This window comes from Grimontia sp. NTOU-MAR1 (assembly GCF_035758505.1).
Lineage (GTDB): Bacteria > Pseudomonadota > Gammaproteobacteria > Enterobacterales > Vibrionaceae > Enterovibrio > Enterovibrio marinus.
Window position 1 is genome coordinate 3,035,373 of sequence record NZ_CP142108.1, and the last position, 21,741, is coordinate 3,057,113.

At 50.3% G+C, this 21,741-nt stretch carries 22 protein-coding genes and 1 other RNA gene; 17 read left to right on the top strand and 6 right to left on the bottom strand.

Translation table 11 applies throughout. The features are described 5' to 3' along the window. Window positions 1–46 precede the first annotated feature (46 nt). Together VP504_RS14130 and eno are read left to right on the top strand one after the other, a co-directional pair. Window positions 47–1,681: a CTP synthase gene (locus VP504_RS14130; protein ID WP_062705705.1), complete on the top strand. Its 1,635-nt coding sequence runs from the start codon at window positions 47–49 to the stop codon at window positions 1,679–1,681. Between the two features lie 79 nt (window positions 1,682–1,760). Further along, window positions 1,761–3,062, top strand: a complete 1,302-nt coding sequence (eno, locus tag VP504_RS14135) for a phosphopyruvate hydratase (protein ID WP_002537562.1) — start codon at window positions 1,761–1,763, stop codon at window positions 3,060–3,062. 103 nt (window positions 3,063–3,165) lie between these two features. On the opposite strand, the gene VP504_RS14140 is transcribed toward eno, so the two are convergent. From VP504_RS14140 to VP504_RS14150, 3 genes are read right to left on the bottom strand one after another with little or no spacing between them, the layout of a single operon-like run. Next, the gene (locus tag VP504_RS14140) at window positions 3,166–4,380 is read right to left on the bottom strand and encodes an FAD-dependent 2-octaprenylphenol hydroxylase (protein ID WP_325891730.1); all 1,215 of its coding nucleotides are present in this window, start codon (window positions 4,378–4,380) and stop codon (window positions 3,166–3,168) included. After that, window positions 4,380–5,582 (bottom strand): 2-octaprenyl-6-methoxyphenyl hydroxylase, encoded by a 1,203-nt coding sequence (gene ubiH / locus VP504_RS14145; RefSeq protein WP_325891731.1) that lies wholly within the window; start codon window positions 5,580–5,582, stop codon window positions 4,380–4,382. Before ubiH ends, VP504_RS14140 begins: the two co-directional genes overlap by 1 nt. Before the next feature lie 27 nt (window positions 5,583–5,609). Continuing rightward, on the bottom strand, window positions 5,610–6,179 hold the full coding sequence (locus VP504_RS14150; RefSeq protein WP_325891732.1) for a YecA/YgfB family protein: 570 nt from the start codon (window positions 6,177–6,179) through the stop codon (window positions 5,610–5,612). A 272-nt stretch (window positions 6,180–6,451) separates the two neighbouring features. On the opposite strand from VP504_RS14150, the gene zapA reads away from it, so the two are divergent. The 5 genes from zapA to serA all read left to right on the top strand — a co-directional run bounded on the left by zapA (window position 6,452) and on the right by serA (window position 9,866). Next, window positions 6,452–6,763 (top strand): cell division protein ZapA, encoded by a 312-nt coding sequence (zapA, locus tag VP504_RS14155; RefSeq protein ID WP_325891734.1) that lies wholly within the window; start codon window positions 6,452–6,454, stop codon window positions 6,761–6,763. A gap of 15 nt (window positions 6,764–6,778) precedes the next feature. Next, a non-coding RNA gene (gene ssrS, locus VP504_RS14160) (6S RNA) lies at window positions 6,779–6,961 on the top strand. 29 nt (window positions 6,962–6,990) lie between these two features. Further along, window positions 6,991–7,593, top strand: a complete 603-nt coding sequence (locus VP504_RS14165) for a 5-formyltetrahydrofolate cyclo-ligase (RefSeq protein ID WP_325891735.1) — start codon at window positions 6,991–6,993, stop codon at window positions 7,591–7,593. A 116-nt stretch (window positions 7,594–7,709) separates the two neighbouring features. After that, window positions 7,710–8,363, top strand: a complete 654-nt coding sequence (gene rpiA, locus VP504_RS14170) for a ribose-5-phosphate isomerase RpiA (RefSeq protein ID WP_002537571.1) — start codon at window positions 7,710–7,712, stop codon at window positions 8,361–8,363. Between the two features lie 273 nt (window positions 8,364–8,636). After that, the gene (serA, locus tag VP504_RS14175; protein WP_002537572.1) at window positions 8,637–9,866 is read left to right on the top strand and encodes a phosphoglycerate dehydrogenase; all 1,230 of its coding nucleotides are present in this window, start codon (window positions 8,637–8,639) and stop codon (window positions 9,864–9,866) included. Window positions 9,867–9,964: 98 nt separating this feature from the next. On the opposite strand, the gene VP504_RS14180 is transcribed toward serA, so the two are convergent. Together VP504_RS14180 and VP504_RS14185 are read right to left on the bottom strand one after the other, a co-directional pair. Continuing rightward, window positions 9,965–10,663, bottom strand: a complete 699-nt coding sequence (locus VP504_RS14180; RefSeq protein ID WP_325891736.1) for an oxidative stress defense protein — start codon at window positions 10,661–10,663, stop codon at window positions 9,965–9,967. Window positions 10,664–10,726: 63 nt separating this feature from the next. Further along, window positions 10,727–11,644, bottom strand: coding sequence for a LysR family transcriptional regulator ArgP (locus VP504_RS14185; protein WP_325891737.1), 918 nt, complete (start codon window positions 11,642–11,644; stop codon window positions 10,727–10,729). Window positions 11,645–11,754: 110 nt separating this feature from the next. Here VP504_RS14185 and VP504_RS14190 point away from each other — a divergent pair, with 110 nt between their 5' ends. From VP504_RS14190 to rpoS, 10 genes are all read left to right on the top strand, one after another. Then, window positions 11,755–12,390, top strand: a complete 636-nt coding sequence (locus VP504_RS14190) for a LysE/ArgO family amino acid transporter (RefSeq protein WP_325891738.1) — start codon at window positions 11,755–11,757, stop codon at window positions 12,388–12,390. Continuing rightward, complete coding sequence (locus tag VP504_RS14195; RefSeq protein WP_325891739.1) at window positions 12,391–12,882, top strand: YbaK/EbsC family protein; 492 nt, start codon at window positions 12,391–12,393, stop codon at window positions 12,880–12,882. 200 nt (window positions 12,883–13,082) lie between these two features. Beyond that, window positions 13,083–13,355 carry a cell division protein FtsB gene (gene ftsB / locus VP504_RS14200; protein ID WP_165018329.1) on the top strand — a complete coding sequence of 91 codons (273 nt, stop codon included), beginning with the start codon at window positions 13,083–13,085 and terminating at the stop codon, window positions 13,353–13,355. Between the two features lie 26 nt (window positions 13,356–13,381). Then, on the top strand, window positions 13,382–14,116 hold the full coding sequence (ispD, locus tag VP504_RS14205; RefSeq protein ID WP_325891740.1) for a 2-C-methyl-D-erythritol 4-phosphate cytidylyltransferase: 735 nt from the start codon (window positions 13,382–13,384) through the stop codon (window positions 14,114–14,116). Between the two features lie 16 nt (window positions 14,117–14,132). Beyond that, the gene (ispF, locus tag VP504_RS14210) at window positions 14,133–14,618 is read left to right on the top strand and encodes a 2-C-methyl-D-erythritol 2,4-cyclodiphosphate synthase (RefSeq protein WP_325891742.1); all 486 of its coding nucleotides are present in this window, start codon (window positions 14,133–14,135) and stop codon (window positions 14,616–14,618) included. Further along, window positions 14,611–15,669 (top strand): tRNA pseudouridine(13) synthase TruD, encoded by a 1,059-nt coding sequence (truD, locus tag VP504_RS14215; RefSeq protein ID WP_325891744.1) that lies wholly within the window; start codon window positions 14,611–14,613, stop codon window positions 15,667–15,669. Before ispF ends, truD begins: the two co-directional genes overlap by 8 nt. Next, window positions 15,650–16,396 carry a 5'/3'-nucleotidase SurE gene (gene surE / locus VP504_RS14220; RefSeq protein ID WP_325891746.1) on the top strand — a complete coding sequence of 249 codons (747 nt, stop codon included), beginning with the start codon at window positions 15,650–15,652 and terminating at the stop codon, window positions 16,394–16,396. The genes truD and surE overlap by 20 nt, the downstream gene beginning before the upstream one ends. Window positions 16,397–16,411: 15 nt before the next feature. Further along, on the top strand, window positions 16,412–17,032 hold the full coding sequence (locus tag VP504_RS14225; protein ID WP_325891748.1) for a protein-L-isoaspartate(D-aspartate) O-methyltransferase: 621 nt from the start codon (window positions 16,412–16,414) through the stop codon (window positions 17,030–17,032). Window positions 17,033–17,042: 10 nt separating this feature from the next. After that, window positions 17,043–18,002 (top strand): murein hydrolase activator NlpD, encoded by a 960-nt coding sequence (gene nlpD, locus VP504_RS14230; protein WP_325891750.1) that lies wholly within the window; start codon window positions 17,043–17,045, stop codon window positions 18,000–18,002. A 54-nt stretch (window positions 18,003–18,056) separates the two neighbouring features. Continuing rightward, window positions 18,057–19,034: an RNA polymerase sigma factor RpoS gene (gene rpoS / locus VP504_RS14235; RefSeq protein WP_325891751.1), complete on the top strand. Its 978-nt coding sequence runs from the start codon at window positions 18,057–18,059 to the stop codon at window positions 19,032–19,034. 87 nt (window positions 19,035–19,121) lie between these two features. On the opposite strand, the gene mutS is transcribed toward rpoS, so the two are convergent. Next, a complete protein-coding gene (gene mutS, locus VP504_RS14240) occupies window positions 19,122–21,662 on the bottom strand; it encodes a DNA mismatch repair protein MutS (protein WP_442788914.1) in 2,541 nt (846 codons plus the stop codon). Window positions 21,663–21,741 lie beyond the last annotated feature (79 nt).

The window sequence follows — 21,741 nt, forward strand, 5'->3', positions numbered from 1 at the left end:
TCCAGATTTCCAATAATTTCCCCTAAATCCAACTCTCAGGTTTAGCATGACAACGAATTACATTTTTGTTACGGGCGGGGTGGTTTCCTCCCTAGGTAAGGGTATTGCAGCAGCGTCATTGGCGGCAATTCTAGAAGCACGTGGTCTTAAAGTGACCATGATGAAGCTTGACCCTTACATCAACGTGGACCCGGGCACCATGAGCCCAACCCAGCACGGTGAAGTATTCGTTACGGAAGACGGTGCCGAGACTGACCTGGATTTGGGTCACTATGAGCGTTTCATCCGTACCAAGATGACCAAACGCAACAACTTTACGTCGGGCCGTGTATACGCTGACGTACTGCGCAAAGAGCGCCGCGGCGACTACCTGGGTGCGACCATTCAGGTTATTCCACACATCACCAACTCGATTAAAGAACGCGTGCTTGCCGGTGGCGAAGGTCACGACGTTGCTATTGTTGAAGTCGGTGGCACCGTAGGTGATATCGAATCACTGCCGTTCCTTGAGGCTATCCGTCAATTGGCGGTAGAACTGGGTCGCGAGCGTGCGATGTTCATGCACCTGACGCTGGTTCCTTACCTGGCAGCAGCCGGTGAAGTGAAAACCAAACCTACCCAACACTCAGTGAAAGAACTGCTGTCTATCGGCATTCAGCCAGACATTCTGGTTTGCCGTAGTGATCGCGTGATTCCTGCGAACGAGCGCTCTAAGATTGCGCTGTTCTGTAACGTTCAGGAAAAAGCAGTGATTTCGATGAAGGACGTAGATTCCATCTACAAGATCCCTTCACTGATCCGTTCTCAAGGTCTTGATGACCTGATTTGTACCCGTTTCGGCATCACAGCGCCAGACGCTGATCTGTCTGAATGGGAACAAGTTATTTTTGAAGAAGCGAACCCAACCGGTGAAGTGACCATCGGTATGGTTGGCAAATACATCGAACTGCCAGACGCATACAAGTCTGTAAACGAAGCACTGAAACACGGTGGCCTGAAAAACCGTCTGACGGTGAACATCAAGTATGTTGACTCTCAAGACGTAGAAACAAAAGGCGACGAAGCACTGCAAGGTCTGGACGCAATTCTTGTTCCAGGTGGCTTCGGTGACCGTGGTGTGGAAGGCAAGATTCTGGCAGCGAAATACGCTCGCGAAAACAAAGTGCCATATCTTGGCATCTGTCTGGGCATGCAGGTTGCGCTGATCGAATACGCGCGTAACGTTGCAGGCATGGAAGGCGCGAACTCTACCGAATTCGACAAGGGCAGCAAGTTCCCTGTTGTTGGCCTGATCACCGAGTGGGTGGATGGCGAAGGTAAAGTTGAAGAGCGTACTGAAAAATCAGATTTGGGCGGCACCATGCGCCTTGGCGCGCAACTGTGTCACCTGAAAGAAGGTACTAAAGCACGTGATCTGTACGGCAACGCGACGATTCACGAGCGTCACCGTCACCGTTATGAAGTGAACAACGTGCTGCGTCCGCAGATTGAAGAAGCGGGTCTGGTTGTATCTGGCCTGTCTGCGGATAAAAAGCTGGTTGAAATCATCGAAAACCCTGCGCACCCATGGTTTGTGGCGTGCCAGTTCCACCCTGAATTTACCTCTACTCCACGCGATGGCCACCCTCTGTTTGAAGGCTTCGTGGCAGCGGCAGGTAAAAATCAGCGTGGTGAGCTGTAACTGAAAAAAGGAAGCGGTCGCGAAGGTTGTGCGGCCGCTTTTCGCATTCTTAAGCTATTGACATACGAGAGGAAACACAATGTCTAAGATCGTTAAAGTTCTGGGCCGTGAAATCATTGACTCACGCGGTAACCCAACTGTAGAAGCAGAAGTTCACCTGGAAGGTGGTTTCGTAGGTATGGCAGCTGCTCCATCTGGCGCATCTACCGGTTCTCGCGAAGCACTGGAACTGCGTGACGGCGACAAAGCACGTTTCCTGGGTAAAGGCGTTCTGAAAGCAGTTGATGCAGTAAACGGCGCAATTGCTAACGCTCTGGAAGGTAAAGACGCGAAAAACCAAGCAGAAATCGACCAGATCATGATCGACCTGGACGGTACTGAGAACAAATCTAAGTTCGGTGCAAACGCAATCCTGGCTGTTTCTCTGGCGAACGCAAAAGCAGCAGCAGCTGCGAAAGGCATGCCACTGTACGAGCACATTGCTGAGCTGAACGGCACTGCTGGCGTATTCTCTATGCCTCTGCCAATGATGAACATCATCAACGGTGGTGAGCACGCAGACAACAACGTAGACATCCAAGAGTTCATGATTCAGCCAGTTGGCGCTGCAACTCTGAAAGAAGCAGTTCGCATGGGTGCAGAAGTATTCCACAACTTGGCGAAAGTACTGAAGTCTAAGGGCTACAACACTGCAGTTGGTGACGAAGGTGGTTTCGCGCCTAACCTGAAATCTAACGCAGAAGCACTGGAAGTTATCGCAGAAGCAGTTGCAGCAGCTGGCTACGAGCTGGGCAAAGACATCACTCTGGCGATGGACTGTGCAGCATCTGAGTTCTTCGACAAAGAAGCTGGCATCTACAACATGAAAGGCGAAGGTAAAACCTTCACTTCAGAAGAGTTCAACCACTACCTGGCTGGCCTGGTAGATCAGTTCCCAATCGTTTCTATCGAAGACGGTCTGGACGAGTCTGATTGGGATGGCTTCAAGCACCAAACAGAACTGCTGGGTGGTAAAATCCAGCTGGTTGGTGACGACCTGTTCGTAACTAACACTAAGATCCTGGCTCAAGGTATCGAGAAAGGCGTAGCTAACTCTATCCTGATCAAGTTCAACCAGATCGGTTCTCTGACTGAAACTCTGGCTGCAATCAAGATGGCTAAAGACGCAGGCTACACTGCTGTTATCTCTCACCGTTCAGGTGAAACTGAAGACGCAACTATCGCTGACCTGGCGGTAGGTACTGCGGCTGGCCAAATTAAGACGGGTTCTATGAGCCGTTCTGACCGTGTTGCTAAGTACAACCAACTGATTCGTATCGAAGAAGCGCTGGCTGGCAAAGCACCTTACAACGGTCTGAAAGAAGTTAAAGGCCAAGCGTAATCGCTTACCCTTAACGGATTTAGATTGAAGACGGCGCCGAAAGGCGCCGTTTTTTATGTGGTTAGGAAAGAAGCTCCTAGGAAGAGAAATAATCGGCCCTAATTTATTTCTTCTTCGCCAATGCCGGCAAATCACCCGTTAAACCTAACGCTCGTTTAATAAATTGCGTTTTGATACCCGGGAGTGTGGCGGCTGCCATTAGGCCAATACCGCGAATGAGTTTCTTCGCCGGGTTTTCACCAGCAAACAAATCGTGGAACCCTTGCATTGCCGCAATCATTTGCGCGGCTTCGGCTTTACGCCAGCGTTCGAAAGCACGGAGGTTGGTTTTCTCACCAATGTCTTTGCCTTCATCACTTAAGCGAATCAGCTCTTGCGCCAGCGTGGCGGCATCTAAAAGTCCCAGGTTCACCCCTTGACCCGCGAGTGGATGAATCGTGTGGGCGGCATCGCCAATCAGAGCGACGCGTTCTACGACGAAATCTCTCGCGTAGCGCATCTTCAACGGGAAGGCTGCACGTTCACCTTCAACCGAGCAAAGGCCAAGGCGGAGATCGAATGCAGCGCTCAAGGCTTTGTTGAATTCGTCTTCAGGCATGGAGCAACGAGCATCGGCATTTTCCGGTGATTGCGACCAAACGATCGAGCTCAGGTTTGGTTCAGACAGCGGCAGGAAAGCCAGCGGGCCATCCGGAGTGAAAATCTGGCGTGCGACACCATCATGAGGCTCTTCGGTGCGGATATTGGCGACCAGTGCACTATGTCCATAATCCCAATGGGTTAATGGGATCGATAGCTGGTTGCGTACCCAGGAGTTAGCACCGTCAGCGCCGACCACGAGTTTCGCGGTAATGGCGCTGCCCGATTCAAGGGTTAGCCAGGCTTCTGTCTCACCAAACATCATGCTGGCACAACGGTCTGGGCAGAATAGGGTGACATTGTGTTGCTGCTTTACGCGCTCAAACAGTGCCAGCTGAATAACGCGGTTTTCAACGATGTAACCAAGGTTGGGTTGACCCAAATCCATCGCATCAAAATCAATCGCGGCGAAGCTGTCTTGTTCCCATACCGACATTTTTTGATATGGACTTGAGCGGCGGGATTGAATGCATTCCCACGCGCCGACGTTTTTCAGAATACGCTCACTGGCGCGGCTCAACGCAGAAACGCGAAGGTCGGGCAGGGGAGTGAGTTCTGGCTCCGGCATTTTGCCTTCGATGATCGCGATGCGAAGATCGCTGTCTGCCAGTGCAGCAGCGAGTGTCAGGCCAACCATGCCACCGCCGATAATGGCGATGTCTACATTTGTCATTTTCATTATCGTTCTACCAAGCCCATTGCACGTTGCAGCAATGGTGCTTTCAATTCGCTAAAGACCGACATCGCTGCCAGCCCCAGGTTTCGTCCCAGAATCAGAGGTACTGTGGTGTTGGAGAAGCCGTGAACCAAACCTGATGTCATGGCGACTGTGGTATCGCGGTCTGGTTCGCGTCGTGCGAGGTATGATTGAAGCACAGACATTTGACCGCAATCTTTGCCACCAGCGTGTGCTTTGGCGATTTCTTCAGCCAGCGATACCACATCGCGAAGGCCAAGGTTAAAGCCTTGGCCGGCAATGGGGTGAAGCGTTTGTGCCGCATTCCCGACTACAGCAAAGCGGTGACTGATAAGACGGGTTGCCTGACGCAGAATCAACGGATAGCTGCCACGCTGACCAACATGTAGCAGTCTTCCCAAACGCCACCCGAAAGCCTGTTGCAGTGCTTGTGCAAACTCATCGTCTGACATGGAAAGCATAGCCGGGGCTTCGTAAGGTTTGACGCACCATACCAGCGAGCTTCTGCCTTCAGACATCGGCAATAAGGCGACAGGGCCGGTTTCGGTAAAACGCTCGAAGGCACGGCCTTGATGAGCGAGTTCTGTGGTGACATTCGCAATCAGCGCAACCTGTTCAAAATCGTGCTCATGGCGTTCAATCCCCACCATGTCGCAGCAAGATGATAGGGCGCCGTCTGCAGCGACGACCAGTTTGGCTGTCAGCGCTTTTCCATCATTGAGCGTCAAAGTGACGCTGTCGATTTCGCGCTTGATATCAGTGACAAAAGCCGGGCAAAACAGCGAGATGTTTTTGGCTTTACCCAACGCTTGGTGAAAAACGCGCCCGGCGTCGGCAAGCTCAATCACATTGCCGAGGTAATCCAGACCTTCTTCACGGGCATTCATCTCGGTCAGACCGAAATGGCCGCGGTCGGAGACATGGATTTTGCTGATCGGAGTGGCAAATGGCGATAAGGTTTTCCAGACGCCGATGTTATCGAGCAACTTGCAGCTACCATAGGAAAGGGCAATGCTTCGGGCATCATAGCCAGGGTGGCTGTTGTCCGGAATGGCGGCTTCCACCACTGCCACGGACAAGCCTGCCTGCGTCAGTTGCTCAATGGCCAATGCCAAAGTGGCACCTGCCATTGCGCCACCGGCAATGACGACATCAAAATTTTGTGTTGATGGCTCAGCATCCATTCTGCGTCAGTCTCCGAAAGTAACCTGTTAGTGCAGGGTTGGTTTTTCTTCAGTCCGTGGCTTGATGCCAAGCTCGGCATGAAGCGTCATTGCGCAGACGCGGACGTGCTCGATGACTTGTTCGAAAAGCAATGCCTGCTCTTCCATATCATCGTCCTCGTCAATGCCAAGTTGAGCAATTTCCGTCAGGTCTGCCAGTACTTCTTTTGAGTCATCAGACAGTTTGCCTGCAGTGATACCGACTAAACCAATACCTGCGATAAAAGCACTTACCCACTCAGACAGCGCATCACCGCGATCAAGCAAAGATTCGCTTTCATCCGGCAGCAGCACTTCGAAATCCATCTGACCGCCAGTGAGTTGCTGGCTTGCCAGACCGATGCTGGTTGCCGCGAGTGTTTTTGATTCATGTGGCCAGCCCGCACCGTCATTCGTGTAGTCATAAAGCATCGGCATCCAGTTACCCAGCTCAGGGTCTAGTCCACCACATAACATTCCAGCCAGAAGGCCATGCATTTCTGCTGGCGTTACGGCCAGAGAGTCAGCACGAAGCGTGGAAACCATGTTGCTGTATTCAGGTAAAGTTACTTGGGTCACGGGGTCACCTTGGGTACCGAAATTGTCTTGTCCGTATACTACCAGTTAGTCCTAAGTCACTGAACCTCTCTTCACAATAGAAGAAAGCAAAAGCGAGAATCAGGTTCACGATAGCTCTGATTTCCATCACATTGACGACTTTTCATCTGCTTAGTCCGTCGAGAGACAATACGCGATAGGATAGACTTGAAGTTTAATCTGCCATTTTCTATAGTTTGCGCCCGTGACGTCAGGGTGCGGCACCGCGCTTTGAAGGGAGCTCAGAAAAGAATATGACTACGCAAGCTGTTGAAATTCAGATCCTTGGCAAAATAATGCGTGTTAACTGTCCGGTAGGTCAGGAGCAAGCGCTCAAAGAAGCAGCAGACGACTTTGATCAACGGTTGCATGAATTGTCTGAGCGCACTAAAGTAACGAATACAGAGCAACTGCTAACTATCGCGGCCCTGAATATCTGCTATGAACTGCGTGCAGAAAGACAGCAAAACACCGACGATAAGAATGATATGGAACAGCGCATTGTGCTGTTGCAGCAAACGATTGAAGAGGCGTTGTTAAAACACAGCGCGTCCAAGGAAGCATAAGCCTTCCGAACCAGTTTGACCCTGGAGTGTGCGTCAGCGGATCCGCGTCCCTGAGCCGATAAGCACATCTAAGGGTGGGATGTTACATGCTTTTGAGCAAGCTCGGCTTGTACCGAGAAGCCTACGGTATGTTCTTCTCATCCGCCTTGAACCGCAGGGTTCAAGGGCAAAAGATCCCAACGGCACTCCGGGGCCAATCCACATTAGCTTTGCGGCAAGGACAGCCGATGCAAGCGAATACTTCTTCTCTTCGCAATGAACTGCGAAAAACGACCCGAGCCAAAAGGCAATCTCTGACCGATGACGAGCAGCGTCATGCGGCGACAGACCTTCTTTCCCATTTTCAGCAAGCTGACAGCATCCTTAACGCCCAGCGAATTGCGCTTTATTTGTCAGTAGATGGTGAGTTGGATACCCAGCCTCTGATAGAGCATTGCTGGCGAAAGGAGAAAGATGTTTATTTGCCGGTGATTCACCCTTTCAGCAAAGGGCATTTGCTGTTTCTGCACTATCATCCTAAGTCCACCTTGGTGCCAAACTGCTACGGTATTCTAGAGCCGAAACTTAGCGTGCTTGATGTCTTGCCTGCACAGCAACTTGATGTGATTTGCACACCGCTTGTTGCGTTCGATAAAAGTGGGCAGCGCCTGGGTATGGGCGGAGGGTATTACGATCGCACATTGGCTCCTTGGTATGAATCAGGGCGGGGGGCGAAGCCTGTTGGTATCGCTCATGATTGCCAGCAGGTTGATGACCTTCCTGTTGAAGCGTGGGACGTGCCCTTGCCAGAGATTTTAACACCATCCAATCACTGGAAGTGGGCGATCTAACCTGATCCGCATAGATCCCGAATAACGGGATCTGCGTTTATAAAAATCTGCCCGCTCCAAAATCAGATCTGTATAATCGGCGTCGCGAATTACCCCTATTTACCCAGGAGATCCTCATGACTCAGGATGAAATGAAAAAAGCGGCTGGTTGGGCTGCGTTGGAATACGTGACCAAAGGCAGCATCGTTGGTGTTGGCACTGGCTCCACCGTTAATCACTTCATCGATGCCCTCGAAACCATGAAAGAGCAAATCAAAGGTGCAGTGTCGAGCTCAGTTGCATCGACCGAGCGTCTGGAGAAGATTGGTATTCCAGTCTTTGATGCGAACGAAGTGGCGAGTCTGGACATTTATGTTGATGGTGCGGATGAGATCAACCCAAACAACGAAATGATCAAAGGCGGTGGTGCTGCACTGACACGTGAAAAAATCGTGGCGGCGATCTCCGAGAAATTTATCTGCATCATCGACGACAGCAAGAAAGTGGATGTGATGGGTCAATTCCCTCTGCCAGTGGAAGTGATCCCAATGGCACGCTCTTACGTGGCGCGTGAACTTGTTAAGCTGGGCGGCGATCCTTGCTACCGCGAAGGTTGTATCACCGATAACGGTAACGTGATTCTGGACGTGCACAACCTGCAAATCACTAATGCCAAAGAACTGGAAGACAAAATCAACGCAATTGCGGGCGTAGTGACTGTCGGCCTGTTTGCTAACCGTGGCGCAGATGTAGTGCTGGAAGGTACTGCAAACGGTGTAGTAAAAAGCTAAAAACAGTTAAGCGTTAATGGGTTAACTCTTCCGTTTTTTTGAAGCAAAAGCCAAACGTTTGCGTATAAGTAACTCAATAAGTTAGCGGTGCCTTCATGGCGCCGTTTTTTTTCGCACTTATTACGTAATATTCTTACCCATGCAAATAAATTTTTGTTACCTTAGTCACTAATTGTACAAGGCCGACATAATCCTATCAAAAAGCGGCCTTTGACGTCTGGAAGACGGAAACCGAATTTAACGACAGGTTTTTTTTTAAGGATGAGAACTGCAATGGCTAAAGTGTCGCTTGAAAAAGACAAAATAAAAATCCTTCTCCTTGAAGGTGTTCACCCAACTGCACTGGAAGTTCTTCAGGGTGCAGGTTACAGCAATATTGAATATCACAAAGGCTCTCTAGCCGGTGAAGAGCTTGAAGCGGCAATTGCTGACGCGCATTTCGTGGGCATTCGTTCCCGTACCCAACTGACTGAGAAAGTGTTTGCGAAAGCGCAAAAACTGGTTGCGGTTGGTTGTTTCTGTATTGGCACCAACCAGGTTGACCTGACTGCGGCAGCGAAGCGCGGTATCCCAGTATTTAACGCACCTTTCTCAAACACCCGTAGTGTTGCCGAACTGGTTCTTGGCGAGATTCTTCTTCTGCTTCGTGGCATTCCAGCGAAGAACGCTATGGCTCACCGCGGTGAGTGGATGAAGTCAGCGGACCGTTCGTTTGAAGCGCGTGGCAAAAACCTGGGTATCATTGGTTACGGTCACATCGGTACCCAACTGGGTATTCTGGCGGAAAACCTGGGTATGCGTGTTTTCTTCTACGACATTGAAAACAAGCTTTCACTGGGTAATGCGACGCAAGTGGCGTCAATGTCAGAGCTTCTGAACAAGAGTGACGTTATCACCCTTCACGTGCCGGAAACCGACTCAACCCAAGACATGATGGGTAGCGAAGAGTTTGCGCGCATGAAGCCGGGCGCAATCTTCATCAACGCCGCGCGTGGCACAGTGGTTGATATCGATGCGCTGTGTGGCGCACTGGAAAGCGGTCACATTGGCGGTGCGGCAGTAGACGTATTCCCAACGGAGCCGAAAACTAACAGCGACCCATTCACTTCTCCGCTGCAAGCGTTTGATAACGTTATCCTGACGCCACACATCGGTGGTTCAACTCAGGAAGCGCAGGAAAATATCGGCATTGAAGTGGCTGGTAAGATGGTGAAGTACTCAGACAATGGTTCAACCCTATCTTCAGTAAACTTCCCAGAAGTTTCGCTGCCGGAGCACACGGGTACGTCACGTCTGCTGCACATTCACCAGAACAAGCCAGGTATCCTGACCAAAATCAATACCATCTTCGCCGAAGAAAGTATCAACATTGCGGGTCAGTACCTACAAACCAATTCCGAGTACGGTTACGTCGTGATCGACGTCGAAACCGAGCACTCTGAAAAAGCATTGGAGAAACTTAAAGCGATCGAAGGTACCCTTCGCGCTCGTATACTCCATTGATTGACGATTTGTTCCCCCTAACAAATGTCTATCCCAGAAAGGAAAATGGCCGCACTAGCGGCCATTTTTCTTTTCAACACGTTGACTAAATTTGTGATTTATTCGCCCAGTGCATAAACCACTTCAACCTGATCACGGATAGTGATTTCAGCATCGTTATAGCTTGCAGCAACATTCGACGCTTCTGCCATACGCATCATGGTTGGGCGAACCGGTGTGGATGTCATGTAGCGGATTTCCCAAACGCCAGCAAGATTTTCGCTGAAGCCTTTTGCTAAAGATTCCGCTTTAGCTTTTGCATCGGCAATCGCTGCCATTCGTGCTTGTTCTTTCAGTTCTGCTTCCTTACTGGAGGAGAAACTGATGCCATTTACCCGGTTCAGTCCATCAGCCAACGCGCCATCCAAGACGCGGTTTAGTCGGGACAGATCGCTCACGGTCACCGTCACGTTTCGTGTGGCGCGGTAGCCGTTCAATTTGGGCTCGCTGTTTTTTGGGTAACTGTACTGAGGTTGAAGATTAAGATTGGCGCTTTCGATGTCTTTACGCGTAATTCCCATTTTCTCCAATCGTTCCAAAAGCGTAGCCACCGCGTCATCGGACGCCTTTTTGGCGGCTTGGGCAGACGTGCGGGTAAGTGAGACGGCAACGTCCACGGTGGCAGTGTCCGGCTGGGCGACAACTTCACCAACTCCCATGGTTTCCAGATGCGGGAAATCCGGTGTGGCAGCAGAAACTAGCGGGGAAGACAGCGCAATGGCTGCACCAACTAACGAAGCAATAAGGTGTTTTTTCATGGTCTGGGTTCCATGTTGTTTTTTGAAGTTATAGGGCTATGACTCCGGCAAGGCGGAAATAATTCACACCGTGCGGGATATTTTTCCCTCACCGAAAGTCTTTCGCGCATAATTTAAGCAGGCTGATGACATCTCCGCCAATACGCCACTTTCCGTCGCGAAATGGTGCCAGTATAGGTGGCGGATGACAGCATCGCCTGGACAAAGATCGATAAGCTCACCGGATGCCAGTTCTGACTCAATTTGCAGACGGGGTATCAAGCAGTAAGCCACACCTAGTTTGGCCATTTTGACGAAGGCCTCAGACGAGCGAACCATATGGCTACGCCAGCCGGGAGTGGGCAATTGAAAGCGTTCAGACACAAACTGAGTGTGCATATCATCGAAACGGTCAAACACCACCGCGGGTGCGCGGCTCACCGCTTCTGCGTTCAAGCCATCCGGAAAGTAGGTGGCTTTGAAGGCTGGGGTGCAAACGCAAAGGTACTCCATCACCCCCAAGGATTCCGCCACGCAGCCTTTCAGTGGCGTGACTTCATTGCTAATGGCAACAACGGCTTCGCCTGATCGAAGGCGATTCAGCGTGCGGCTTTCATCGTCCACGATTAGATTGATTTCGAGTGTCTGTGCTTTCATTAACGGGGAAAGGGCTGGCAGCAGCCAGGTCGCCAGGCTGTCAGCATTGGTGGCGATAGGCACGGTAACAGGACCTGCCAACCCTTCGGGTGTCATCTCTGGCAGCATTTCCTTTTCAAGCAGTTGAACACGTCGGTGAAGGCCGAGCAGCTTTTTACCAATGGCAGTGGGTTGCGGAGGCGTTTCGCGAATCAATACGGGCTGTGCGACCAAGGTTTCCAGCTGTTTGATTCGCTGGGAAACGGCAGATTGGGTGATGAAAAGCGCTTCTGCTGCTTTATCAAATCCGCCGTTGGCGATGACCGCATCCAGTGCTTCCAGCCAGCGATAATCCAACCCCTTCATCTTCACTCCATTAGAGTTTCTTATTTGCAATTAAAATTATTAGTTTTACTTACGGTTGTCACGCTACTAATTTGTGCCTCAGCAGCTTTAAGGAGTATCGAGACGAAGTGATGAGTAGCAGTGTTTTACTACAAGGGTTTGGTTTAGGGCTCAGTATGATCATTCCGATCGGCGCGCAGAATGCGTTTGTCCTCAATCAAGGGATTCGGCGTCATCATCATGTTGCGACGGCGACACTTTGCTTTCTCTGCGACTTTGCTTTAATTGCCCTCGGCGTTTTTGGCGGTGGTGCAATGCTTTCCAGTAATGAAACCTTGCTGAGTGTCGTGACACTGGGAGGGATTGCCTTTCTGCTGATCTACGCTTATCAATCGCTTAAACGTGCTTGGATTGGCGAAGAGGAAAGTACTGAATCTGAGAGCGCAAAAACGGGCAAAGGACTCATGGCAGTGTTGATTGGTGCTGCGGCAGTGACTTTGCTAAACCCTCACGTGTATTTAGACACCGTTGTGGTGCTGGGCTCAATTGGCGGTCAGTTTGAACCCGCGCAGCGAACCGCTTTTGCAGTTGGCACTATGCTGGCATCTATGGTCTGGTTTTATGGTATTGCATTGGGTGCTGCGAAAATGTCGCCAGTGCTTTCCAAGCCTAATGTGCGGAAAACCATTGATATTCTGGTTGCTGGCATGATGATTTATGTGGCATTTCTTTTGATGCAAAAATGGATGGTGGGCCTGGAGGGATAAATGGCGCAGACGTTGGATGAAATCCTGAAAAAGAATATCAGTTTGATGACGCAATGTGGCGTGAGTTATCAAGAGTGGCAGCATGAACCTATTCTTGATTTTGCCACTGATGAAATCGTCGGCACACGCCTGGGTTGGACAGCAACACCCACTAAAAGCCTGTTTCTTAAATTCAAGAAGAGCGGTCATGCGCTTTTACTGACGCATCGTGATGCGAGATTGGATAGCAAGAAAATCAAAGCGCTGGTGGGGCAACGCCCTTCCATTGCCTCAGACGAAGAGATGGCAGAAAGTCTTGGCTGTGTACCTGGGGCGGTTTGCCCGTTTGGTATGCCAGATCATATACCACTGATAGTCGATAGCGTGTTGTTTGATTTTGAGTCTTTGATGTACACACCGGGTCCACCGGAATATACCTTTGCGTTTGCAGTGAGAGACCTATCTGCATTGCTGGGGGCGCTTCCCAATCCGGTTTATCACCTCAACGCTTGACCATTCTCCTGTCACTTATTTACGAAAAGACCGCAATTCACTGTTCTGTCGCTGCCATTACTGGTGTGACAGGGGCGAATGTGGGATTATTACGGCTATTCTTTATGTAAGTGCCCACTGAGCCTAGACTTTGTGGGTCATGTTCTGCGTTTGGCGATGAATGTCAGACGGGTTTTGTTGAGAGTGTGGAGGAAAATGCAATGCGAATGCTGACAGTCTTGCTGTTCGTATTGTTTGGATGGCTCCAGTATCACCTTTGGTGGGGCAAGAACGGGGTAGACGATTACCTTGCAGTGACAGCCGTGGCCGAGTCTGTGGCACAGGCTAATGACAAGCTCCATCAACGTAACCAACAAATGTACGCAGAAATTGCAGATCTCAAACGTGGGCAAGAAGCAATTGAAGAACGTGCCCGCAATGAACTGGGCATGATCAAGCCGGGAGAAACCTTCTTCCGAGTTGTCAGCGATTAGCCCTCTCGCCTTTAAAGTAGAGAAACATGAATACCCCGGCCAGTGAAGAAACCTTAAGCTCGCCGCAATCTGTCGCGCCTGAAGTGGTCGCGATCGTCCCTGCGGCAGGAGTAGGAAAGCGTATGCGCGCGGACCTGCCGAAACAATACCTCACCATCGAAGACAAAACGCTGCTAGAACACACGGTGCATTACCTGCTCGAGCACCCAAGCATCAATAAGGTTGTGATTGCGATTGGTGAAGAAGATGGATATTTCCATTCAACATCCCTTGGCAGTGATAAGCGTGTTGTGGTGACAACTGGTGGCAAAGAGCGCGCTGATTCTGTTTTGGCAGGCCTTCGTGTTACGAATGCTGAATGGGTCATGGTGCATGATGCTGCCCGGCCCTGTGTCAGACATCAGGACATCGATGCACTGATTGCAGAGGCGATTAGTCACACCCATGGCGCTATCCTAGCCTGCCCTGTGCGAGACACCATGAAGCGCGGCACGGGCGACAACAAAATTGAAACCACAGTGTGCCGCGAGCAGCTATGGCATGCCTTAACGCCACAAATGTTTAAGCGTGAGCAGTTACTGAATGCATTAGAAACAGCATTGGATAAATCGCTGGCAGTGACTGATGAAGCATCCGCAATAGAGGTTGCGGGTGGCGCCCCTAAGCTGGTTTCTGGACATGCAGACAATATCAAGGTGACGCAGCCCGAAGATCTCGCGCTCGCCGCCTTTTTCTTGGCCCAACGTAACAGCGGTCAGTGAGACACGAGGAAGAGACATGATTCGTATTGGACACGGTTTTGACGTACACAAATTTGGCGGTGAAGGCCCAGTGATCATTGGCGGTGTGAAAGTACCTTATGAGCAAGGACTGGTCGCGCACTCCGATGGTGATGTGGCGCTGCACGCAGTGTGTGATGCTCTGCTTGGCGCAATTGCGGCTGGCGATATTGGACGTCATTTCCCTGATACCGACGCTGAGTGGGAAGGGGCTGACAGCCGTTTTCTGCTGCGCGATGTTTACGCCAAAGTGAAAGCAAAAGGCTATGTGATTGGTAACCTGGATGTCACCATCATGGCGCAAGCACCAAAAATGGCACCGCATATTGATGCTATGTGTGCGGCGATTGCCCAAGATCTGGAAACGGATGTCAGCAACGTGAATATGAAAGCGACAACCACCGAACGACTGGGGTTCACCGGCCGCAAAGAAGGCATCGCCTGTGAGGCTGTGGTGATCATCCGTAAGGATTCTAATGACTGATGTAATGAACGCACTGGCTTACCTGCATGGTCAGCCAGCAGCAACTGGCCGCCTAAAGGCCAAAGCAGAAGATTTCTTCGTTAGCGAAACACTGGATTTTACGCCTGCCGGGCACGGTGAGCATTTTCTGGTACGTATCCGCAAGATTGGCGAGAACACTAAATACGTTGCCAATGAGCTGGCTAAAGCGTGTGGTGTTAAATCCCGTGATGTGAGCTGGGCTGGTCTGAAAGATCGCCACGCAGTGACGGAACAGTGGTTCAGTGTGCACTTGCCAGGGCAGCCAGATCCGGATTTGACCGAGTTTGTCGCGACACATGAAGGTGTTGATGCCATTTTGGACACTGCCCGTCACGACAAAAAGCTGCGCCCGGGAGACCTGATTGGTAACCGCTTTAAGTTGGTGATCACAGAATTTGAAGGTGATGACGCAATTGACGCACGCCTTGCCGACATTCGTGACCAAGGTGTACCAAACTACTTTGGCAGCCAGCGATTTGGTCGTAATGGCAACAACGTGACGTCAGCGCGCGATTGGGGCCAGGATAAATTCCGCGTACGTGATAAGAGCAAACGCAGCTTCTACCTGTCTGCGGCTCGATCATTCCTGTTCAACCAAGTGTTGTCTGCGCGGATCGAAAAGCAACTTTGCCATATGCCAATGTTGGGCGACTTACTGATCGACGACAAAGAGCAGGTCCAACTGGTGGAAGACGTCGCCTCTGCGGAAGCACAGTTGCAAAACCACGAATGGCAAATCTCCGGCCCAATGACCGGTGATAATGCACTGCCTACTCAAGGTGAAGCACAGCTGTTTGAACAGGAAATCGTGGATGCTGAGCCACATCTTCTGGCAGTGATTCGCGGCAACCGCATGCGTCACGAGCGTCGCCCGTTGCTGCTCTATCCTCAGGAAATGAGCTGGCAACATGAAGGTGACACTTTAACGATTGAGTTCTCTCTGCCTGCCGGATGCTTTGCGACAGCGGTGATGCGAGAAGTCATGGTAGACAAATCAGAGGGAGAATCAGATGCACATTTTGATCAGTAATGATGATGGCGTGTTTGCTGCCGGCATCAATGTACTGGCGGAAGTGTTGTCTGAGATTGCTACAGTGACCGTTGTCGCCCCGGATAGAAACCGCTCCGGCGCTTCTAACTCCCTGACGCTGGAAAACCCGCTTCGCCTGCGCGAAGTGGGTGACAGCCGTTATGCTGTGCAGGGCACACCAACCGACAGTGTTCATGTCGCGCTGAATGCATTGGTGAAAGATAAAGTGGATTTTGTCATTACGGGGATCAATCACGGCGCTAATCTCGGTGATGATGTATTGTATTCAGGCACAGTTGCTGCAGCGACTGAAGGCTTTTTCATGGGTGTGCCTGCGATAGCTGTCTCCCTTTGTGGTACCACATATTTTCATACTGCCGCTCAGGTGGTAAAAAAAGTGGTACTCAACGACAAAGATAAGCCACTGCCGCGTAACCGATTGTTAAACATCAATGTTCCTGATGTTCCAATGGAGGATATTCAGGGGTGGCAGGTGACAAGGTTGGGTGCGCGTCACCGTGCAGAAGACATGATTGAGGATAGAGATCCTCGTGGTCATGCTATTTATTGGATTGGTCCTCCGGGAGCAAAACAAGATGCCGGACCAGGTACTGACTTCTATGCCATTGAAAATAATTGTGTCTCTTTGACACCACTTCAGGTCGATCTGACAGCGCATGATACGATCGACACTCTGAATCTTTGGGTTACAAACGCAACGAAATAATAAAGGGTGGCATTAGTGAATTACTCGCATTCACTTATTCAACTACTTCGCCAACAGGGTATATCAGATCAATGTGTGCTTGAGGCAATCGGACGCTTGCCCAGACATCTGTTCGTTTCAGAGGCAATGGCTCATCAAGCCTATGACAACAATGCGTTGCCGATTGGCTATGGGCAGACTATTTCTCAGCCCTATATCGTTGCGAAAATGACGGAGCTTCTCGGTCTTAAACATGATAGTCGTGTTCTGGAAGTGGGAACCGGTTCGGGGTTTCAGACGTGCGTGCTAGCTCAACTGGTTGAGCATGTTTATTCCGTGGAGCGAATTAAGCAGCTCCAAATGGTCGCAAAGCGCCGTTTTAAACAGTTTGAGCTGTATAATATATCTACAAAACATGGAGATGGATGGCAAGGCTGGAGAAGTAAAGGTCCTTTTGATGCCATTATTGTGACAGCCGCAGCGGCGAGTATGCCAAAGATATTGATGGAACAGCTTGCTGATGGCGGATCTATGATTGTGCCTGTCGGCGAGAACGATCAAACGCTATATCATGTCACGCGTCATGGTGACGAATTTGAATCAAAAGCCATTGAAGCGGTTCGATTTGTTCCTCTTGTAGCTGGTGATTTAGCATAGGTAACTTTGGGTGGCAATGGTTTCAATTCAGTTGAAAATTTTAGTATTTCTCTCTGTGTTGGGATTATTGTCTGCATGCTCAGTGACCAGCCCAGCCCCCGTCTCTAGTGTAGGTCCTGATTACGGAAAGATTGAACGAGGCAGTTACCGAGGTAGCTATTATGAGGTGCAGAAGGGCGATACCTTGTACTATATCGCGTACATCACGGACCGTGATGTTAATGACATTATTTCTGCTAATAACCTCGATGCTCCTTATACCATCTTCCCTGGCCAGAAGCTGAATCTGTGGCGCGAAAAGTACGTGCCACCATCTTACGGAAAGAAAGATACCGGTGCGGGCACGACAGTCGTTGTCGCAGCGACAGCCGGAGTTGCAACAGCACCCGCTGTCGTTGCAACGAAACCGCCTGTTTCAGGATCATCTGCTAATCCCAAGCATGATAATCCAAGAACCGCTTCGCAAAATAAGTCGGCTTCTTCTTCTCAAAATAAGAAAAATGTTGAACAGCAAAAAGTGAAGGAATACAATCAGCATGTAACAAAAAATAAACCAACTGTTGATAAATCCGCTAACAAGCCGTCAAGTAAGCCCGAAACTATTAGGTGGCAATGGCCTTCTAATGGGCGAGTCATCTCCGGATTCTCCAGCACAGAACTGGGAAACAAAGGGATAGATATTGCGGGCAAACGCGGTCAAAGCATCAATGCTTCTGCAGATGGAAAAGTGGTTTATGCGGGCAACGCGCTTAGAGGTTACGGTAATTTAATCATTATTAAACATAACGATGATTATCTTAGTGCCTACGCGCACAATGACCGCATCTTTGTTTCGGAACGTCAGAATGTCAAAAAGGGGCAAAAAATAGCCTCAATGGGCAGCTCCGGTACAAATAGTGTACGGTTGCACTTCGAGATTCGCTATAAAGGAAAGTCGGTTAACCCGTTAAGGTATTTGCCGAAACGGTAATCCGAGGCAGATCTTGCTGTACTGTCTAGCTGCTACGCCAAATTGGGAGGCGCTATGAGTCAGAATAATACTGCAAAGAAAGTTGACGACTTGATGGTTGAAGATGTTGAGATGGAACAGCTTGAAATCGAGTCAGAAGACGAAGTCGTTGAAGAGGCAGAAGAGTCCGTAACTTTTGCGGCGTCCTCTAAAGCTCTCGATGCAACACAACTCTATCTCAGTGAGATAGGTTATTCTCCTCTGCTGACTGCAGAAGAGGAAGTGCTTTATGCACGCCGTGCACTTCGCGGCGACGAAGCAGCTCGCAAACGTATGATCGAAAGTAACCTCCGTCTGGTGGTTAAGATCTCCCGCCGTTACTCCAATCGTGGTCTTGCACTTCTTGATCTGGTTGAAGAAGGTAATCTCGGTTTGATTCGCGCGGTTGAGAAATTCGATCCAGAGCGTGGCTTCCGTTTCTCTACCTACGCAACGTGGTGGATTCGACAAACTATCGAGCGTGCCATCATGAATCAGACGCGTACTATCCGTCTGCCTATTCATGTTGTCAAAGAGCTCAATGTTTATCTGCGCACTGCCCGTGAACTGGCGCAAAAGCTGGATCATGAGCCGACTGCAGAAGACATTGCCCTGCAACTCGACAAACCTGTTGAAGATGTAAACCGTATGCTTCGTCTGAACGAACGTATCAGTTCGGTAGATAATCCGATTGGTGGTGATTCAGAAAAAGCACTGCTGGACATCATCCCGGATGAGAAAGAAGGCGGCCCAGAGAATACGACCCAAGACGATGACATGAAAAAGTCTATCGTTCACTGGCTTCAGGAATTAAATCCTAAGCAGCGTGAAGTGTTAGCCCGTCGCTTCGGCTTACTGGGTCATGAAGCATCGACGCTGGAAGATGTCGGTCGAGAAATTGGCTTGACCCGTGAGCGTGTTCGCCAGATTCAGGTTGAAGGCCTGCGTCGTCTGCGTGATATGCTGACGCATCAGGGGCTGAACATCGAGTCTCTGTTCAATACTGAGCACTGATAGAACCTTTTTATTATTACTTTGTGTGCTCAATAAAAAAGCCCCTTTTGGGGCTTTTCTGTCTTTTACGTCGGACGTTCCTATAAGTTAAAGCAGTGCTTTCAGTCGGTATAACGCATCAAGTGCTTGTCTTGGCGTCAGGTTATCCGGCTCGACATCGGCCAGTGCTTTTTCCACCTCACTAAGCTCTGGCAGCAAAGAGAGCTGTGCTACCGCGCTGCTGGTTGGTGTAGTTTGTTCACCTGTCACCACTTCGTGTCCGCTGGCTTCCAATTGACGCAGTTTTTTCTTTGCCCGCTGAATCACGGTTTTGGGTACTCCAGCTAACCCAGCTACAGCAAGGCCATACGATTTACTGGCAGCGCCTTCCTGAACCGCGTGCATAAAGGCGATTTCATCCCCATGCTCTACGGCGTCCAAATGCACATTCACCAGTCCTGGTACTTGTCCTGACAGTTCCGTCAGCTCAAAGTAGTGGGTCGCAAACAGTGTCATCGCTTTGAGCTTCTCTGCGAGCCATTCTGCACTCGCCCACGCCAGTGAGAGGCCATCATAAGTGCTGGTGCCGCGGCCAATCTCATCCATCAATACCAGACTGTTTTCGGTGGCGTTATGAAGAATGTTTGCTGTCTCTGTCATTTCGACCATGAAGGTTGAGCGGCCAGAAGCCAGATCATCGGATGCGCCGATACGGGTGAAAATACGATCTACGGGACCCAACATGACGGATTCTGCGGGTACATACGAGCCGATATGTGCCATCAGGGTGATCAACGCAGTTTGACGCATGTAGGTTGATTTACCACCCATATTAGGGCCAGTGATGATCAACATACGGCGATCTGGATTGAGTGAGGTTGGGTTCGCAATAAATGGGGTGTCCAGCACTTGCTCGACCACTGGGTGACGACCACCAGCGATATCAATGCCACGTTGTTCACTCAGCGTTGGTCGGCAGTAATTCAGTGACTCAGCACGTTCAGCAAGGTTTGCCAGCACATCAAGGGTGGAAAGCGCTTCTGCGGCGCGTTGCAGCTTCTCAAGATGTGGTAGTAGTTGGTCGAAGAGCTCTTCCCAGAGTTTCTTTTCAAGCGCTAATGCTTTTGATTTGGAGTTAAGTACTTTGTCTTCGTGCTCTTTAAGCTCAGGGATAATATAGCGCTCAGCGTTTTTCAGGGTTTGGCGGCGGACATAGTGAGGCGGCACCAGATGACTTTGACCGCGGCTGACCTGAATGTAAAAACCATGAATCTGGTTGAATCCAACTTTCAACGTATCAATGTCATGACGGTCACGCTCACGCGTTTCCAGCTCCTCAAGATAACGGGTAGCACCATCGGCTAGATCGCGCCATTCATCAAGCTCGGCGTTATAGCCAGGGGAAATGACACCACCATCACGGATAACTACCGGTGGCGCTTCTACAACGGCGCGCTCGAGTAGATCAGCAAGTTCCGGCATAGGGGCGCTGGCTTGTTTCAGCGGCGCAATGGCTTCATCCTGCACTTCATCCAGTAGGCTTTCTATTTCCGGCAATTGGTGCAATGCACTGCGGAGTCGTGCCATGTCACGAGGACGGGCGGAGCGAATTGCCAGTCGTCCCAGAATACGTTCCATGTCACCGATAGGGCGAAGTGAACTTACCAGGTCAACATACAGCCCTGTATCTTTCAGAGCCGTGATAGCATCCAGACGACGGTTTATAATCTTAAAATCACGCATCGGTTGGTGTAGCCAGCGTTTCAGAAGACGACTGCCCATTGGTGTAGTGGTTCTGTCGAGTACAGATGCTACTGTGTTTTCCAAACCGCCTGAAAGATTTTGGGTCAGTTCCAGATTGCGGCGTGTAGCGGCATCCAAAATGACTGATTGATCTTTGTTTTCTTTCACCAGAGCGCGAATATGGGGTAGGGCGGTACGCTGCGTGTCTTTGACGTACTGCATCAAGCAGCCGGCAGCAGCGAGACCAAGTGAGCATTCTTCAACACCAAAACCGACCAAATCCCGAGTGCCGAATTGTTGGTTTAACTGCTGCTTCGCAGTCTCCAGATCAAATTCCCAAATAGGCCGACGGCGGCTGCCTTTGCACATGTCGGTCAGTGACGGGAATGCAAAATCTTCCGGATACAAGAGTTCGGCAGGTCGAGTGCGCTGCAATTCTGCCTGCATTTCTTCTTCTGTTTCGGGCTCACTCAAGAGGAAACGGCCAGAGGTGATATCCAGCGTGGCGTAACCAAAACGCTCACCGTTGGCGAAAATCGCTGCAAGCAAGTTATCGACACGCTCACTTAACAGCGCCTCATCGGAAACGGTACCTGGCGTCACAATACGGACGACTTGACGCTCAACAGGCCCTTTGCTGGTGGCTGGATCGCCGATTTGTTCACAAATCGCTACAGATTCTCCGAGCTGAACCAGACGGGCGAGGTATCCTTCTACAGAATGGTACGGAACGCCCGCCATCGGAATCGGTTCACCGGCAGAGGCACCGCGTTTGGTCAGAGAGATATCAAGCAGCTGGGATGCGCGTTTAGCATCGTCATAAAACAGCTCGTAGAAATCACCCATTCGGTAGAAAAGAAGTTCTTCGGGATGCTGCGCTTTGATTTTCATAAATTGCTGCATCATCGGTGTGTGATTTGCTGTCGCTTGTACTGTCACTATCTGGCCTGCAAAATTACAAAGATAAGAGAAGGCAACAAGGATA